Annotated in this window: 13 protein-coding genes; 3 read left to right on the top strand and 10 right to left on the bottom strand. The window is 69.5% G+C overall.

Annotated features, from left to right (window positions below; all coding sequences use genetic code 11):
• A complete protein-coding gene (locus tag E8A74_RS32690) occupies positions 1-1,251 on the top strand; it encodes a lactate racemase domain-containing protein (RefSeq protein WP_136933040.1) in 1,251 nt (416 codons plus the stop codon).
• On the opposite strand, the gene E8A74_RS32685 is transcribed toward E8A74_RS32690, so the two are convergent.
• Genes E8A74_RS32685 through E8A74_RS32675 form a run of 3 tightly spaced genes read right to left on the bottom strand, consistent with a single transcriptional unit; the run spans position 1,237 to position 4,018 of the window.
• A complete protein-coding gene (locus E8A74_RS32685) occupies positions 1,237-2,031 on the bottom strand; it encodes an ATP-binding cassette domain-containing protein (RefSeq protein WP_232379856.1) in 795 nt (264 codons plus the stop codon). The two genes, E8A74_RS32690 and E8A74_RS32685, sit on opposite strands and share 15 nt — an antisense overlap.
• Positions 2,028-3,017 (bottom strand): ABC transporter permease, encoded by a 990-nt coding sequence (locus E8A74_RS32680; RefSeq protein WP_136933039.1) that lies wholly within the window; start codon positions 3,015-3,017, stop codon positions 2,028-2,030. The genes E8A74_RS32685 and E8A74_RS32680 overlap by 4 nt, the downstream gene beginning before the upstream one ends.
• 2 nt (positions 3,018-3,019) lie before the next feature.
• On the bottom strand, positions 3,020-4,018 hold the full coding sequence (locus tag E8A74_RS32675; RefSeq protein WP_136933038.1) for a sugar ABC transporter substrate-binding protein: 999 nt from the start codon (positions 4,016-4,018) through the stop codon (positions 3,020-3,022).
• A gap of 85 nt (positions 4,019-4,103) precedes the next feature.
• Here E8A74_RS32675 and E8A74_RS32670 point away from each other — a divergent pair, with 85 nt between their 5' ends.
• On the top strand, positions 4,104-4,922 hold the full coding sequence (locus E8A74_RS32670; RefSeq protein ID WP_136933037.1) for an inositol oxygenase family protein: 819 nt from the start codon (positions 4,104-4,106) through the stop codon (positions 4,920-4,922).
• On the opposite strand, the gene E8A74_RS32665 is transcribed toward E8A74_RS32670, so the two are convergent.
• From E8A74_RS32665 to E8A74_RS32645, 5 genes are all read right to left on the bottom strand, one after another.
• Positions 4,923-6,335, bottom strand: a complete 1,413-nt coding sequence (locus E8A74_RS32665) for a gluconokinase (protein ID WP_136933036.1) — start codon at positions 6,333-6,335, stop codon at positions 4,923-4,925.
• A gap of 472 nt (positions 6,336-6,807) precedes the next feature.
• Entirely contained in the window at positions 6,808-9,087 is a 2,280-nt protein-coding gene (locus tag E8A74_RS32660; RefSeq protein ID WP_136933035.1) for a xanthine dehydrogenase family protein molybdopterin-binding subunit, read from the bottom strand.
• Positions 9,084-9,551, bottom strand: coding sequence for a (2Fe-2S)-binding protein (locus tag E8A74_RS32655; RefSeq protein ID WP_136933034.1), 468 nt, complete (start codon positions 9,549-9,551; stop codon positions 9,084-9,086). The genes E8A74_RS32660 and E8A74_RS32655 overlap by 4 nt, the downstream gene beginning before the upstream one ends.
• Positions 9,548-10,192 carry an Isoquinoline 1-oxidoreductase subunit gene (locus E8A74_RS32650; RefSeq protein WP_136933033.1) on the bottom strand — a complete coding sequence of 215 codons (645 nt, stop codon included), beginning with the start codon at positions 10,190-10,192 and terminating at the stop codon, positions 9,548-9,550. The genes E8A74_RS32655 and E8A74_RS32650 overlap by 4 nt, the downstream gene beginning before the upstream one ends.
• 98 nt (positions 10,193-10,290) lie before the next feature.
• The gene (locus tag E8A74_RS32645) at positions 10,291-10,917 is read right to left on the bottom strand and encodes an SMI1/KNR4 family protein (RefSeq protein WP_136933032.1); all 627 of its coding nucleotides are present in this window, start codon (positions 10,915-10,917) and stop codon (positions 10,291-10,293) included.
• Positions 10,918-11,123: 206 nt separating this feature from the next.
• Here E8A74_RS32645 and E8A74_RS32640 point away from each other — a divergent pair, with 206 nt between their 5' ends.
• The gene (locus E8A74_RS32640) at positions 11,124-12,068 is read left to right on the top strand and encodes a DUF1349 domain-containing protein (protein ID WP_136933031.1); all 945 of its coding nucleotides are present in this window, start codon (positions 11,124-11,126) and stop codon (positions 12,066-12,068) included.
• A 34-nt stretch (positions 12,069-12,102) separates the two neighbouring features.
• On the opposite strand, the gene E8A74_RS52960 is transcribed toward E8A74_RS32640, so the two are convergent.
• Both E8A74_RS52960 and E8A74_RS32630 read right to left on the bottom strand, forming a co-directional pair.
• Positions 12,103-14,796, bottom strand: a complete 2,694-nt coding sequence (locus E8A74_RS52960) for a hypothetical protein (RefSeq protein WP_170229550.1) — start codon at positions 14,794-14,796, stop codon at positions 12,103-12,105.
• Between the two features lie 986 nt (positions 14,797-15,782).
• Positions 15,783-16,595: a hypothetical protein gene (locus E8A74_RS32630; protein WP_136933030.1), complete on the bottom strand. Its 813-nt coding sequence runs from the start codon at positions 16,593-16,595 to the stop codon at positions 15,783-15,785.
• Positions 16,596-16,606: the final 11 nt, after the last annotated feature.

Genomic DNA, 16,606 nt, shown 5'->3' with positions numbered 1-16,606 from the left:
ATGCTGATCGGCCAGGGGTCTCCCGGGCAATGCCTCACGGACGAGGCCGTCCACGAGATCCTCGACGAGGCGCTCGCCGCGCTGCCGCTCACGGGCAAACGGCTCCTCGTCCTTCTTCCCGACGCGACCCGCACGGCGCCGATCCCGCTTCTCTTTCGGCTCCTCCACAGGCTCCTCGCGGGGCGCGTCGCGCGCCTCGATTACCTGATCGCCCTCGGCACGCATCCGCCCATGGAAACGGCCGCCATCGAACGGCTCGTCGGGAAAGATGCGCCGGGTCGCGACGGCGGGCGGACCTCGATCTTCAATCACGCGTGGGACGATCCGGGCGCGCTCGCGACCCTCAGTGTGATCGGCGAGGACGAGATGGCGCGCCTCACCGGCGGGCTGCTCGCGGTCGCGACCGAGGTGCGGATCAACCGCCGGATCTTCGATTACGATCAACTCCTGATCTGCGGCCCCGTATTTCCGCACGAGGTGGTGGGGTTTTCCGGGGGCGCCAAGTATCTGTTCCCGGGCATCGCGGGGCGCGAGATCATCGACACGACGCACTGGCTCGGGGCGCTCTCGACGAGCATGTCGACGATCGGCGTCAAGGACACGATCGTCCGGCGGGTGATCCACCGCGCAGCCGAATTCGTGCCGGTGCCGGTGCTCTGCGCGGCCCTCGTGCTGCGCGGCGTGGATCTCCACGGGCTTTACGTCGGTCCTCACGCGCAAGCGTGGAGCGCGGCGGCCGATCTCTCGAACGAGCTCAACATCGTCCACACGGCGCGGCGCTACAAGCGCGTGCTCTCGCTCCCCTCGACGAAATACGCCGACCTCTGGACCGCGGCCAAGGCGATGTACAAGACCGAGCCCGTGGTGGAGGACGGCGGCGAGGTCGTCATTTACGCGCCGCACCTCGCGGAGGTCTCGTTCACCCACGGCACACTCATCGATCGGGTCGGCTACCACGTGCGGGATTATTTCCTCGCGCAATGGGAGCGGTTCCGCACGATCCCGCTCTCCATCCTCGCGCACAGCACCCACGTGAAAGGCGCGGGCAGCTACGACGCAGAGCAGGGAGAACGCCCGCGGATCCAGGTGACGCTCGCGACGGGGATCCCGGAGGAGCGCTGCCGGCGGATCCACCTCGGGTTTGCCGATCCCCGGCACGTCGATCCGGCGGCGTGGGAGGGGCGGGAAGAGGAGGGGATCTTGGTCGTGCGAAACGCGGGCGAGGTGCTTTACCGGTTACGAGGCGCGTAACTCGTGCTGGAGCTGCTCCAGCTCCTCGCCGCCCGCCATCCGCCGGATCAGCTCGTCGCGCGTGATGTCCGCCTTCGCGAAGGTTCCCTCGCAGCGGCCCCGGTTCAAAAGGGTGAATCGATCCCCGACCATGTGCGCGTGGTGCGGGTTGTGGGTGATGAGAATCACGCCGCACCCGCGGGTCCGCGCCTCCATCACGTACCGCAGGACGATGCCCGCCTGCTTCACGCCGAGCGCGGACGTGGGCTCGTCGAGCACGAGCACGCGCGCGCCGAAATGAATCGCCCGCGCAATCGCGAGCGCCTGGCGTTGCCCGCCCGAGAGCGCCGAGACCGGCACCGAGAGGTCCCGAAGCTCGATCCCCATGCGCTGGAGCTCGGCGCGCACCACCACCTCGCCCTCACGCAAATCGAGGCGCCGGAGCGGCCCCACGCCCCGCGTCGGCTCGGCGCCGAGGAAAAAGTTACGCACGACCGAGAGCATCGGGACCATGGCGAGGTCCTGGTAGACGGTGGCAATGCCCCGGGCGAGGGCGTCGCGCGGCGAGGAGAACCGGACGGGCTCGCCGTCCACGAGCAGCCGCCCCTCGTCCGGCGGATGGACGCCCGAGAGGGTCTTGATGAGCGTCGATTTGCCCGCGCCATTGTCGCCGAGCACGCACAGGATCTCGCTCGCATGCACGCGCATCGAGACGTCTTCGAGCGCCGTGATACGACCGAATCGCTTGGTGATGTGCTCCGCTTCGAGGATCGGAGCCAAACCCTTCGTCTCGTGGCTCATCGCCGCGCCTCCGCCGCCCGCGTCTGGACGGAGCTATTGAGGAGCACCGCCAGGATCAGCACGGCGCCGAGGAAGACCTTGTACCAGTCCGAATCCACGCCCGAAAACACGATGCCCTGCTGCACCATGCCAAAGAGGAGCGCGCCACAAGCCGCGCCGACGACGGAGCCACGCCCGCCCGTGAGGAGCGTGCCGCCGAGGACCGCGGCGAGAATGGCTTCGAGCTCCTTGCCCGTGCCGCGCAGGACGTCCGTCCCGCGGAACTGCACGGTCTGAAACGTCGCGACCAGGCACGCCGCGAGCGCCGTCGTCATGAAAAGGACGATCTTCACGCGGTCGACCGGAATCCCCAGACGGCGCGCGGCGTCCGGGGCGCCGCCAACCGCAAAAATCCAGTTCCCCGGCCGCGTGCGCACGAGGACCCACGTGGCGAGCGCGGTGAGGCCCACCCACCAGAGCAACGTGATCGAAAAGGGCCCGATCTGCCCGGCGAAGAGCTTCTGCGCCGCGCCGAACCCGCCCGCGTCTTCGAGGCCGCCCACCTGGGTCCGTCCGGTGAGGAGGCGCGTCGTGCCAATCGTGCCGCCGGCCAGGATGAAGAGCGTTCCCAAGGTGACGATGAACGAGGGCAACCGCGTGCGCGTGACGATCAGGCCATTGACGAGGCCCACGCACGCCGAGAGCGCCGCGGCCGCCGCGATGCCGCCCCACAAAGGCCAGCCGAGCTCGGTCGTGCAAAGCGCGACGGTCATCCCGCTCGCGGCCATCGTCGAGCCGACGGAGAGGTCGAACTCGCCCGCGATCATCAAGAGCGCGACGGGCGCGGCCAGGATCCCGAGCTCCGCGGCGATGGCGAGGTAACTCGCCGTCCCGGAGAGCGTCAAAAACCCGGAATCACCGGCCGTGACGGCGAAAAACAACCAGGCGGCCACCACGGCGGCCACGACGCCGAGCTCGGGGCGGGCGAGCCAGGTTCGCGCGGACACGGCTACCGAATGCCTTTCTTGCTCGCGTCGATCACGGCCGCCGCATTCTCCCGCGTGACGAACGAGGGCCCCGTGGGGATGGCCTCCGCCGCGGGGAGCACGCCGTGCTGGGCGTATTGCGCGAGCAGGACGACGGCGAGGTACCCTTGCAGGTATTGCTGCTGATCGATGGCGAACAGGATCTGCCCGTCGCGCGCTGCCGCGAGGATCTCGGGCGAGAGATCAAACGTCGCGAGCTTCGTCGTGCCGAGCCGGTTCGCCGATTGCAGCGCCGCGAGGGCCGCGCGCGCGGCGGCCGGGCCCAGCGTGAAGACGCCGTCGACCTCGGGCGTCGTCGCGGCCAGGATCTTTTGCTGCATGTCCGTGGGGCTCGCGGCGTTCACGGAGAGCACGCGGCCCTCGCCGCCGGCCTTCGTGAGCGCGTCGAGGAAGCCGCGGCAGCGCTCGTCCTCGGAGACATTGCCGACCTCGTGGTTCACGCAGATCGCGCGGCGCACGCCGGCGCGCGCGAATCGCTCGCCGCCGGCCTTCCCGGCGTCGTATTCGCTCTGGCCGATGTGCAGGAGCGCGCCCATCTTCCGCGCCTCCTCGCCGCCGGCGTTGATGGTGAGGATGGGAATGCCCGCGTCTCGCGCGGCCTGCAAGGAGCGCGCGAGGGCGGCGGGATCGGGCACGGAAACGATGAGCCCGTCCGGCTTGCGGGCGACCTCGGCGTCGATGAGGCGGCTCATCGCGACCATGTCGAAGGCCTGGGGCGCCTGGTAGGTGACGGTGACGTCCATGTCCTTCGCCGCCTGGTCGATGCCGTTTTTCACCACGGACCAGAATGGATCCGAGGCCTGGCCGTGGGTGACGACCGCGAGGCGCGGGCGCGCGCGGGAATCACGCGTGGTCGCGCTCGCGCGCTCGCCCCTGCCGCACGCGGCGGCGAAGAGGACCATGAGGAGGCAGCCGAGGACCCTCCACAACGCAGAGCGGCGGACGGAGCGCTCTCTGTTCATGTTCCCATTTCCTCGCGGAGAGCCTACGCTGCGACCTTTCGACAATCCTAGCGCTGCCCGGCCCTTCGCGCTATTGCCCGGGACAATGCAGGCGATAGAGGACGGCAAACGAGCGAGCGCCGCTGGGAAAAAGGAAACCTCGGAGTTCCGCGATTACCGCGCCGAGGCGAGGCCCAGCGTCAAGGAGCTTTACCGGCTGAACCACGAGAACCAGACGCTCTCGTTCGTCCTGGAGAAGGAGCGCCGCTACCTGAGCCTGCATCGGCAGCGGGCGGGGATGTGGGAGGTGCTCGAGCGGCTCGAGCGGCTGGTCGACGACAGCGATCCGGACACGGAGCAGTCGCAGATCGCGCACGCGCTCCAGTCCGCGGAGGCGGCGCGGCGCGACGGGCAGCCGCCGTGGTTCGTGCTGACGGCCCTCATCCACGACGCCGGCAAGGTCCTTTGCTTGTGGGGCGAGCCGCAATGGGCCGTCGTGGGCGACACGTTCCCCCTGGGCTGCGCGTTCTCGGATCGGATCGTCTTCCCCGAGCTCTTCGCGAACAACCCCGATCTGCAAAACCCGCGTTCCCAGACGCCGTGTGGCATCTACGAGGAGGGCTGTGGGCTCGCCGAGGTCCACATGTCGTGGGGGCACGACGAATACCTCTACCACGTGGTCAAGGACTACCTCCCGATGGAGGCCCAGTACATGATCCGGTATCACTCATTCTACGCGGCGCACCGCGAGGGGGCCTATGGGCACCTGATGAACGAGCAGGATCGGCGGATGATGGAGTGGGTGCGGCGCTTCAACCCCTACGATCTCTACTCGAAGGCCGACGCGCCGCCGGACGTGGCGCGGCTGCGCCCCTATTACCAGGACCTCCTCGCGACGTATTTTCCGGACGAGCTCCGCTGGTAGTCACGGATAGAGCCTGCGATAAAGCTCGATCTGCCGCTCCTTCGCGGCCCGATAGACGCCGGCGACCTCCGGCCGCGGCGCGAAACGATGGGAAGCGGACGGGGCGAGGTCGGCGAGGGATCCGAGGCCCCGCGCCTCCAGCGCCAGCATCGCCGCGCCGCGCACCGTCGCCTCCTCGCCCATGAGGTGAACGGGCGTCTGCATGGCGTCCGCGAACATCTGCGCCCAGGCCGGCGAGGCGGAGAGCGCGCCGCCGCCGGCGTGAAGGGCGCCTGTGCCGCCGAGCGCGTCGAGGATCTGCGCGAGGCGCAAGGCAATCGATTCGTACAAGGCCTGGACGATGTCGCGCGGGGTCGTCGAGAGACGCAAGCCGTGCAAGGTGGCCGTCGCGTCCGGCCGATACCCGGGGCTGCGCTCGCCCGCGAACATGGGCAACACAGTGAGCCCATGCGCGAACGGCTCCCCGAACACGAGGGGCTCGCCGTCGAGCCTCAGATGCGCGCATGCCCAGGCATATGCATTTCCGCCTTCGCTCGTGGCACCTCCGAGGAGCTCGTGTGTTTCGTCGACGGCGTAGGCCCATAACCCTTTCGGCACGGGACACGGCGGGGTCTCTGCGACACGCATCTGCCGCAGGGCCGCGGTCGTCCCGACGGTCAACGAGGTGCTCCGCGGCGCGATCGCCCCGCTGCCGACGTGCGCCGCCAGCCCGTCCCCGAGGGCCAGGAAAAACGGCACGTCGCGGAGCGCGGGCCAGCGCTCGGCATAGGCGAGCGCGAGGCCCCTCTCGGTATGCCACGCGCCGGCGAGCGGTGGGAGGGTTTTCGGCGCGAGCCCGAGGATGTGCAGCCATTCGGCCGACCAGCGTCGAGATCCGCGGTCGAGCAGGCCCCCCCAGGCCGCCACGGACAAGCTGCACGGCACCTCCCGGCCGAACCAGGCGCGGTACAGGTACGTGCCGACATCGATCCACATCGCAGGCGTGATCCGCCCGCTCCGCGCATACCAGCGCAGCCGCGCGGGGTGATACGCCGTATGCAGCGGGCACCCCGTCGCCTGGTACAAGGACGCGACGTCGACCTCGCTCCGTAATGCCTCGACGTCCGCAGCCGGGCGCGTGTCGGCATAGGTGAACACGGGGGTCACGGGCTCGTGCGCGGCGTCCACGCCGAGCAGGTTCCCCACGAACGTCGCCAGCGCGACCGCGTCGATCGGCGGCGCGCTCGCCACGATTCGATCGACGCACCCCTCGACGGCGCGCCGCAACGCGCGCGCGTCCGCCTCCGAGGTGCCGTCCGCGGCCACCGTGAAGGCATGAGACTCCGCCGTCTCCGCGAGGATCTGCGCGCGCCCATCACAAATGGCGGCGCGCACCGACGAGCTGCCGACATCGATCACGAGCACATGCGCCATGGCGGTTTCCTACCCCGCATCACGCCCCCCGGCATCCCGCGCTTCGCTGGGGCTTTGCCCCAGACCCCAGCAGGGGCTGTCCGCCCCTGCACCCGGACCAGCCAGGGGCTGGACCCAAGCTCGATGAACTGCGCGATGCGCAGTTCATCGAACAGGCCCGGTCAAGACCAGCAGCGGCGTTGCCCACCGAGACGGCCGCGCTGCTGGTTCGGCTGGCACCCCGGCTTCTTCGTCGGCCCGTTTGAAAAACTGCGCGTGGCGCAGTTTTTCAACCCTGGGTCCAGCCCCTGGCGCCCCTGGCTGGTCCGGGGTCGAGGGGACGGACATCTACAAGAATTTTCCCCCGCATCGACTGCGCTTCGCGCAGTCGATGCCCAGAGGTCCAGGGCTGGCCCTGGTCCGGGGTCGAGGGGGCGGACAGCCCCCCGCGGGGTCCGGGGCAGAGCCCCGGGGCGCGGGCGGCGGCCAAGCACTACCCGGAGAGCCCCCGCACGAGCGGGATCTCGCGGATGCGCTTGCCCGTCAAGGCGAACACCGCATTCGCCAGCGCCGGGCCGACCGGCGGCACGCCCGGCTCGCCCACGCCGCACGGAGGGCCGTCGCTCGGCACGAGGTCCACGTGGATCTTCCGCGGCACCTCGCCGATCCGCGCGATCCGCGCGTCCCGGAAGTTCGACTGCTGCGTCGCGCCGCCCTTCATGGTGACCCCGCCGAAGAACGCATTGCTGATCCCCATGACCACCGAGCCCTGCATCTGCGCGTGGGCGCGCTCCTGGTTGACCACCAGGCCCGCGTCCATGCAGATCCAGGCCTCGTCGACGCGGACCTTGTTCCGCTCATCGGGCACGACGGCCAGCACCACCGCCGTGTACGAGACGAAGCTCCGGTGCGCGGCGAGGCCATAACCGCGGCCGTCCTTCTTCCGCTCGCTCCAGTTCGCGGACGCCGTCACCCGCTCGACCACGCGCCGCAGCCGGCCTGCGTCGACCGGATGTTTTTCGAGGCTCTCCCCGTAATTCGCGAGCTTCTCGATGCCGAGCGCCGCGAGCCCCATGATCCGCGGCGGGCCGATGATGTCGAGCCACACCTCCCGCGGATCCGCCCCGCGCGCGTGCGCGATTTCATCGATGAGCGAGCCGATCCCGAAGGCGTGGAAGATGTTGTAGACCGACCGATACCAGCCGATCCGCACGTGTGCCTTCGCCGGGCACGCCTCGGCGCGGACGTTCGGCACGTCGAGGGCGAGATCGAGCACGCCTTGCTGGAGGTCCGTGATGCCCGGCCGGTCGGCATCGCTGAACGTGGAGCTGATCGGGGGGAACGCCGTCCGGTGCTGCCACGCGATCACCTTGCCCTTCGCGTCGAGGCCCGCGCGGATCTGCTGCGCGTTCACCGTGTTGTAATAGTCGTGGTGGATGTCGTCCTCGCGCGTCCATTGCACGCGCACCGGCACGCCCGCCTCGCGCGCGAGGAACGCCGCTTCGGCCGAGAAATCCGCCTTCGATTTCCGCCCGAACCCGCCGCCGAGCAACGTCACGTGCACGGTGACGGCGTCCTCGCCGAGGCCGAGCGTCTTCGCCACCTGCGTCCGCGCCGCCTGCGGGTGCTGCGTCGGCGACCAGACCTCGCAGCGCCCGCCCGTGACCCGCGCGAGGGCCGCGGGCGGCTCCATCGAGAGGTGCGCGAGGTGCGGGACCACGTAGTCCGCCTCCACGATCCGCGCCGCCTTGGCGAAGGCCGCGTCGACGTCGCCGAGGTTGCGGTACGTCGTCCCCGGCGCGTGCACGGACGCAAGCAGCGTGTCCCGGTAGGCGACCGAGTCGTAGCCCGCGTTGTCCCCGAGATCCCACGTGATGTCGAGCGCCGCGCGCCCGCGCATCGCGGCCCACGTGTTCTCCGCGAGCACGGCGATCCCGCCCCAGGGCTGGAATCCATAAGGCCGCGCCGCCGCGGGCATCTCCACGACCCGCTTGACGCCGGGGACCTGGAGGGCGCGCGTCGCGTCGTACCGGGCGACCTTTCCCCCGACCACGGGGGGCCGCGCGATCACCGCGATCAGCATGTCCGGCAGCTTCAGGTCGGCCCCGAACACCGCCTGACCCGTCACGTACGCCGGCCCGTCGAGCAGCGGCAAGGACGTGCTGTTCGCCCACCCGAGCTCGCTCTTCGGCCGGAGTTTTACGTTCTCGCGCTTGGGCACGGGCAAGTTCCCCGCCGCCTCCGCGAGCTCGCCGAAGCCGAGCGTGCGCTTCGTCGGCACGTGGACGACCACGTTCCCCCGCGCCTCGCACGTCTCGGGTTTTACCTTCCACTTCGCCGCCGCGGCCGCGACGAGCATCGTGCGCGCGGTGGCGGCGACGTACCGGAGATCGTCGTAAAACTTCCGGATGCTGCTCGATCCGTCGGTGTTCTGGTCGCCGTACTTCTTGTCGCCGTCGGCCTGGCGGATCACGACGCGCTTCATGTCCGCGCCGAGCTCGTCGGCGAAGAGCACCGGAATCGTGCTCCGCACGCCCTGGCCCATTTCGGAGCGATGACAGACGAGCGTCACCGTCCCATCCGGCGCGACGTGGACGAACGGATTGGGACGAAGCCCCGGGCCGTCCTCGGGCGCCGCGGCGCGGGGGCTCGGCCCGGCGCGGCCGCTCGGCTCGTCGGCGAGGGCAGGCAGGCCAATCGCGAGGCCGGCCAACGAGAGGTTCAGCCCGACGAGGAACGATCGCCGGGTCACGCGCATGGCATCCTGGCTCATCGCTCGCCCTCCGGCATTCCAGAGGCCTTGCGGATCGCCGCGCAGATCCGCGCATACGTGCCGCACCGGCAGAGGTTGCCCGCCATCGATTGCTCGATCTCGTCGTCGGACGGCTTGGGCTTCGCCTTGAGCAAGGCCGCCGCGGTCATGATCTGCCCGGCCTGGCAATACCCGCATTGCGGCACGCCGAGCTCGACCCACGCGCGCTGGAGCGGATGGCTCCCGTCCGGCGAGAGGCCTTCGATCGTGGTGACGGCGTGCCCGTCCGCGCGGCGCACCGGGGTCACGCACGCGCGCACGACCTGCCCGTCGAGGTGCACGGAGCACGCGCCGCAAAGCGCCTCGCCGCACCCGTACTTCGTCCCGGTCAAGCCGAGGACGTCGCGCAGCGCCCAGAGCAGGGGCATGTCGGGGTCGACGTCGAGCGTCTTCTCGACGCCGTTCACGCGGATACGCACGCTCATGGTCTCGCCCCTTCCGCGGGGCATTCCGCCCCGGACTCTGCCCAGGCCGCAACGATCGCGCCGAACTGCTCCTGCGTCCCCGGGACGGGCTCGCGATCCGCCCCTGGATGCCATCCCCAGCCGACGAGCGCGTCGTGGGCATTGTGCTCGACGATCGCGGCGAGGGACTTTCCGCCGTTCCGCTTGGGATCCTTCATCTGCTCGCAGATCTCGCGCGGCGATTTGCCGACCCACGCCATCTCGAGTGGCGCGAGCGCCCAGTGGGGCGCGCCGGGGACGCGGGTGAGCGCCTGGTTTTTGTCCTGGTGGCAGCTCGTGCATTCCATGCCGACGACGCCGTGGCTCTCGGGCCCGCGCACGGCCGGCGGATCGTGGAGCTGCATGTTCATGCCCTGGTGGGGGATGTCGCCGTTCGGATGGCAATTCACGCAGCGCGGGTGCGTGAACACGCGGCTCGCTTCGAGGAAGAGGGCCTGGGAGCGGGCGCGTGTGTCCTCGATGCCCGCGAAGTCGGACGGCGCGCGAAGCTCGCCGGGGGCGATCTTCCGAAGGTCCGTGGGGCCTTTCGGCGTGTCCCCGGTCGGACCTCCGCAGCCGGCGAACACGAAGGCCACCGCAAAAGGCAGGAGCCGCTGGTGCATGGCCGTGCATAGCGCGAAAGCGGGCGGCCGGCCATCAGCCTTTCCCGCAGCAGGCTTCGTGCTTTTGTGTCGGGAAAAACCCGAGCGCGCCGGGGGCGTCAGAACGTGGTCTGTCCGCGGCGTGCGGCTTCGATGCGTCCTCGCATCTCGTCGAGGGCGTCGTCGAGGTGCGCGCGAAAGCGGACGCGCTCGCCGGACCAGTCGATGCCGTGGTCAGTGCCGACACCCACGAGGCCGGTGGCGCGGAAGAAGCCCGGCCAGTCGTAGAACGACGAGAAGTCGAAGATACGCACCTCCTGGTCGAAGTCGCCTTCCTCGACCTGGGGTCCTTCGTCGATCTCGCCGCCGACCCAGATGTCGACGCCGTCCATGAGGTTCTCCCACGACCGATCGAGGACCACGTCGAGGGGCGGCAGGACGAGCACGCCGTCCTCCTTTGCATTCTCGATCGTGTCGAAGAGCGCGTACTCCCAGGGCACCACGCCGCGCAGGAACGTGTCCTCGCGGCCGACGTAACGCGGGCTCTTCGCCGCCATCCACCGGATCTGCACGGCGCCCACTTCGGCGTAAAACGCGCGCAGGTCGCCGGGCACGGGGCCGTCGAACCAGGCGTCGAGGCGCGCGAGCGTCTCGGCCGAAGCGGGCGGCCCGAGCTCGGCGCCGAGCACGACGACCTCGGGCACGCGGCGGAGCTGGTCGATCAGGGTGGCGAACAGGTCTCGCATGGTCTTCTTCCAATATCAGGCCGAGGCGACCTCTCCAAGGGCCATCGTGTCGAAACGATCCTGCACGCGATGCATCGACGTCCATGAAATCATATCACTTCCTTCATCGGGAAGGTTCAGCGCAAAGTTCTTCATGTCGGAGGGCGCGGGACATCGTCGCGGCGGAGAGCGCGCTCGGTCTTGAGCCGCTCGCGAGGAGAATTCATATGCTGACCAAGTTCAAAAAAGAAGATGCCCTCCGGAATCATGCGCGCAAGAGCCCCCCAAGGCACATGGCCGTCCTCGCACTCGCGCTTGGTGCTGCGACGTTTGCCAGTGGCTGCTTCGTGAGCCATGTGGACCGGGTGGGGCCCGAGTGGGACGTTCATGCGGACGAGAAAACGCTCGCCGTCGACGCCTCCCCCCAAGGCAACGATGACCTCGCGCTGCTGAGCGACGAGTTCGAGGACGCTTCCACGCTTTCGCAGTGGGCAAAGCTGAGCGACGTGGAGGGATGGCCGGAGGAGATCAAGAAGCTGGACGCCAATACGGCGAACCCAGGAAATCTCACCTTGGAACCCTATGCGAGCTTCTGGTTCGGCGACTTTCACGCGCCGTTCCTCTTCAAGAAGGTGACGGGTGATTTCATCGTCACGACGCGCGTCTTGGTCACGGGTGCGAGCACAGACGTACCCGCGCGGGGGTATTCGCTTGCGGGTCTGCTCGCTCGCGCACCCCACGACGAGGGGCGCAAGAATTGGAAGGAAGGCACGGAGAACTGGATCTTCATCACGGCCGGGACCGGCGACGGTGACGGCGTCCCTCAGTTCGAGACGAAGAATACCAAGGACAGCTCGAGTCGGCTCGAGCTCAGCCCACGAACCCCCGGCTGGGTGGAGCTTCGCATCGCGCGCGTCGGCACGCGCATCACGCTTCTTCGTCGCGCGGAGAAGGAGGACTGGCGCGTCATGCGCCGGGAGGAGCGTCCCGAGCTGCCGCGAACGCTTCAGGTGGGGCTCATCGCGTACACGGACTACGACTCACTGAAGTGGGACCTGATCTTCAACCGTGTCGACAGGTATCACAACCGCGTCATCACCGACGGAGTGCCGGACCTCATCGGTCGCTTCGACTACGTTCGCTTTCAGAGGCCATCGGTATCCAAGCGGTGATCGAGGACGGCGATGCGGCCCTAGCTTCCAAGGTTCACCCAAGATTTTGAGGCCTTCCCGCTCCATTTTGGAGCACCCAGCGCTCCATTTTGGAGCGCTCCCGAACAAACTTGGAGGCTCGGCGCGTCGTGCGGCGAAGGCGCGCGACGAGGAGGAGGGAGGCCGCGGCGCCGAAGGGCAGAAGCGGCTTCGTCTCGCCCGGCGTCACCCGACAGTCGCAGCCCTCGCCGCCGTTGGCGGGCGGCGGAACGCCGGCCCCGCCTGCGCCTGCGCTTCCGCTCCCGCTCCCGCTCCCGCTCCCGCTCCCGCCTCCGCTCCCGCTCCCGCTCCCGCTCCCGCCTCCGCCTGCACCGTCCAGCTCCACGAATCGCCCGAAGACACGATTCGCGCCGAACGGCTCTCCCGGAACGAACCGCGCATACGCCACGAGAGCCTTGTTCGCATTCTCCGCCGCCATCACGGGCGCGCCCTCGACCCACGTCGGTTCGGCCGAGAGCGGGACTTTCGGGGTCACCGTGCCGTCGGCTTCGATCGTCCTCGCCACGAGGTCGACGGCGGCCGGGTCCGCGGGCGCCGTGAGGACGCGGAACGCGACGAGCACGCGGGGCCCCACGGCGACGAGGGCGGGGCACGTCCCCTGGACGTAGCCGTGATAAAACGCGACGTCGTCGCAAGGGCCGACCGGCACGTCCTCGGCGAGCAGGAGCGCGGGCTGGTCGAGGACCGTCCCGTCGGACGTCACGCGCGCGGCGCGGAGATCCACGCGCCGCTCCTCCTCCTGCGGCTTGCGCTCCTGCCACACGACGACGTGGTGGGTCCCTTGAAAGGCCACGTCGGGAAAGACCGCCGGCGTGGGCGACGCGGACGGGGCGACCAGGAAGCCGCCTGGATCGAGCGGCTCGCCCGCGGGGGTCAGGCGGCCGGCGCGAATGCCGGTGCTGGAGGCCCAGGTCACGAGGAAGTTCGTCCCGTCGAACGAGAGGGTCGGCGCGGAGCCGACCCATTGGGCAGGCGCCGCGGACAGGTCCATCACCGGGGAGACGACGCCGTCCTGGCCCACGCGGAAGGCGTGGAGAGCCCCCGCCTCGCTCGCGCCCACGAACATCAGGCCCGCGCCGTCCGTGGCCGCGTCGTGGGAGGCCGGGAGGACGAAGGGCGGGGAATCGAGGACCACGCCGGCCGGGCTCAAGCGCGCCGCGCGGACCGCGAGCGGATATTCATAGGCAGGAAAGGACGAATCGGTCCCCCACACGACGAGGGTGTTCTGGCCGTCGAAGAACGCGCGGGGCTCCATCTGGATGTTGGCGCCGGTGAAGACGGGGATGCTCTGCGGGTCGAGCAGGGTGCCGTCCGGGGACAAGCGCGCGGCGTAGATGTCGTACCACTGGATGCCTTGCTCGAAATCGCGGTCGTCGGTCCACACGACGACGTGGTTCGTGCCGTCGAACGCCACCGCGGGCTGGTATTGTTGATTGGAGCTCTGCGAGACGACGATCCGGGGATCGTCGAGCGCGGCGCCCGCGGGATCGAGGCGCGTGCCGACGATGTCGCCGCTGTTGACGTCGTCGGAGCTGTGGCTCCGCTGGGTCCAGAGGGCGAGCGCCCCCGCACCGCTGCTGGCCAGGGCGACGTCGTAGACGTTGTTGCCGAGCGGCACGCCCGCCGGGGGACCCAGCGGGAGCCCGGCCGGCGAGAGGCGCGCCGTGCGCAGCGTGACGGCGTCGGTCATCGGCTCGTAGTCATTCCAGGCGAAGACCGTGTTCACGCCGTCGTGGGAGGCGACGAGGCCCGAGGGATACCCCGCGACGCCCGACACCGGAATCGGGCTCGGGTCCAGCATCACGCCCGCGGACGAGATCCGCGCGGCGAACGCGCCGGTGGAATGGCCCCAGCCGAGCACGTACTGGGCGCCATCGTGGACGAGCACGGCATGGTCGGCCTGCGGCTCGGCGACGAGGACGACGTGGGTGGGATCGAGCGGGGCGCCTGCGCCGGAATAACGGCGCCCGCGGATCTCCCCGTCCTTCCAGACCACGAGGTAATCGGTGCCGTCCGTGGCCACGACGGGACGCGCGGGGTCGGGGGCGTCGTCGGCGGGCGCCACGAGAAAGCCGCCGGGATCGAGGACGGTGCCATCGGCGGCGACACGCGCGGCGCGGACCTCGCAATTCGAGAAGGGACAGGTCTTGTCCCAGACGACGAGGGCGCCCTGGCCATCGGAGGCGACCTTGGCCTGGATGTGCTCGTCCTCGGCCACGAGGATCCCGCCGGGATCGAGCACGGCGCCGGCCGGGTCGACGCGCATCAGGCGCACGCTCGAAGGAGAGGCGCCGGAAGGCTCCGAGGTGCTGCCCTCGTAGACGAGGAGGAAGTTCGTTCCGTCATAGGTGATCGCGGGATGGCGGCCGTCGGCGAGGTGAAGGCCGTAGGGGTCGACGAGGGTGCCGCCCGGCATCACGCGCGAGCCAAAGAGGCGGTCCCGGCCATTACGCCCGTCTTGCCAGACCGCGAAGTACGCGCCGTCGCCGAAGGCCGCCGCGGGGCTGCCTTGCACCTCGGCCGCGAAGCCGGGGAGGGGATCACCGAGGCCGATCTCGGGGCCGATGATGGTTTCGAGGGCCGCGCGCGCGGAGCCGAGCGCGGGGGACGCCGGTGTGTTTTCACCGCAGCCGAGGAGGACAAGAGAGAGGAGGGACGACGTGAGGAGGCAGGGCAGGGTACGGCGCATTCTTGCGAGCGTACCGTGGGTTTGCCTTGGGAATCCACGGGCGCGCGAGGCGATTTCCTGCCGAGCGGCGCTCGCGGGCCCTTGCTCTCGGGTTTCGTGTTGTGAACCCTTCCATGGGTTCTGTCGGGGACACGCCGAAACCGTCGCCGCTTTGACGCGAGGAGCGACGTGAGGCCGGGCAGGCCCCGCCCCAGGGCTCCGCGGATCCCCCGTTCCCACACGGGGTCGAGCCCCAATTCAGCGGTGTTGCGGACCCACCAGATCTTGCCCTCGTCGTCGCACGCGACGGCTTCGCCGAAGTCGGCGGCGTCGAGGGCGATCCCGCGGGCCTCGATGATCGGGAGGTCCTCGGGTATCGACGCTTCGTCGAACCGCCCGAAGCTGCCGACCCAGCCCGTCGCCAGGTCGAGGACCCCATCGTCGAGCGCGATCCGTTGCCCGTCCGGCGCGCAGGCATGGATGAAGTGACGATCTCCCCAGCTCGACGCGTCGAAGGACACCCCATCGACCGGGTTGTCGATGACGCAGTCTTCGGGCTCGCGGGACCTCTCGGTATCGATGACATAGCAGCGCATGGCCGCGGGCCAGGGGCCCGCGTGCCAGCGTTCTTGCGCAGCGTCGTACACCCATACGCCCGCGACGCGAACGTCGCTCGGCACCGCGTCGTCGATCGCCCCCATCCCGCGTGCTCGGCGGAACTCGACCCAGCGCTCCACCGCGCGATTCATGCGAATCCCCGGCGGCAGCGAGATCTGGAGACGGCAGTCTTCGCCGCGGAGACGGTAGACGGCGCCGTCGATCTGCGCCCACAGATCGGTGCCCACGAACGCGACCTCGCGGATCCGCGTCTCGTCGACGGGAGCGCCCACGAGGCGCACCGCCCGCGTGGGGATGCGCTCCATTCTCAAGCCATTGACGAGGGGGGAAGCTCCAGACATTGGTATCACTCGCAGGTTGCGGCGCAGAACGGACCAACAGCGCGGCGTTCAAGGCGTCTGCGCGTAGCGATCGAGGTGCGCGATCGAGAACCGCGGACTCTGCATGCGCTCGAGGAGCGAGGCATAAACGCCGTGCATGATCTCATCGGTCGAGCCGAGCTCTTGCGTGTAGTCCGAAGGGATCACGAAGAGCTCGTCGTCGAGCGCGGGGCCGAGCACGACGTCGGTCGCACCGGCGCGGAGGTCGCTGCCGTCGATCGGGTTTTTGCCCATCAGCCACACGCGGATCCCGCGCCAGAAGCACGCCTCGGACACGCTCGTGAGGATCTGCGACGTGCGGCGATAGCAGCTCGCCTTCAGGCCATGGATGTCGCGCACGTCCAGTGCCTCGAGTGGTCCCTCCTGGTAAAACGGGAGATCGGGAAGGACGAGGTCGATGCTCCGCCGGACGGCCGCCTGCGCCTCGGGACCGAGCTTGCGGTACTCTTCGAACAGGTGGGCCGCCGCGGTGCGGAAGCGAATCACCTTCCGCTGCTTCGGGAACACACGCACCTCGGACTCGCCGTCGCTGACGGTGTAATCGTCGCCGGCGAACATGCCGCCCGTGGTCTCTGCGCGAACGCGTCCGTTCTTCACGTGGAAAACCATCCTGAGCGAGCCGTCGTGCTTCTCGTAGACGATACGCGCGGTCGTCGGAGGCATCGGGTGCACGAACGGGTTGTCGCTCGCGTTCGCGACCGGCGATACGCTACCGACGGGCGCGACCGCATCGTGACGGCTGCTCGGCTTCGGCGCACGCGAACACGCGAGGAGCGTCGTCGCCGCGAGCAAGACCAAAGAGAGCTTCGTCGTCGTCATCATCGAGGAGCACC

The sequence above is a fragment of the Polyangium fumosum genome, from assembly GCF_005144585.1.
GTDB classification, from domain to species: domain Bacteria; phylum Myxococcota_A; class Polyangia; order Polyangiales; family Polyangiaceae; genus Polyangium; species Polyangium fumosum.
This window is presented reverse-complemented; position numbering and strand designations above follow the sequence as displayed.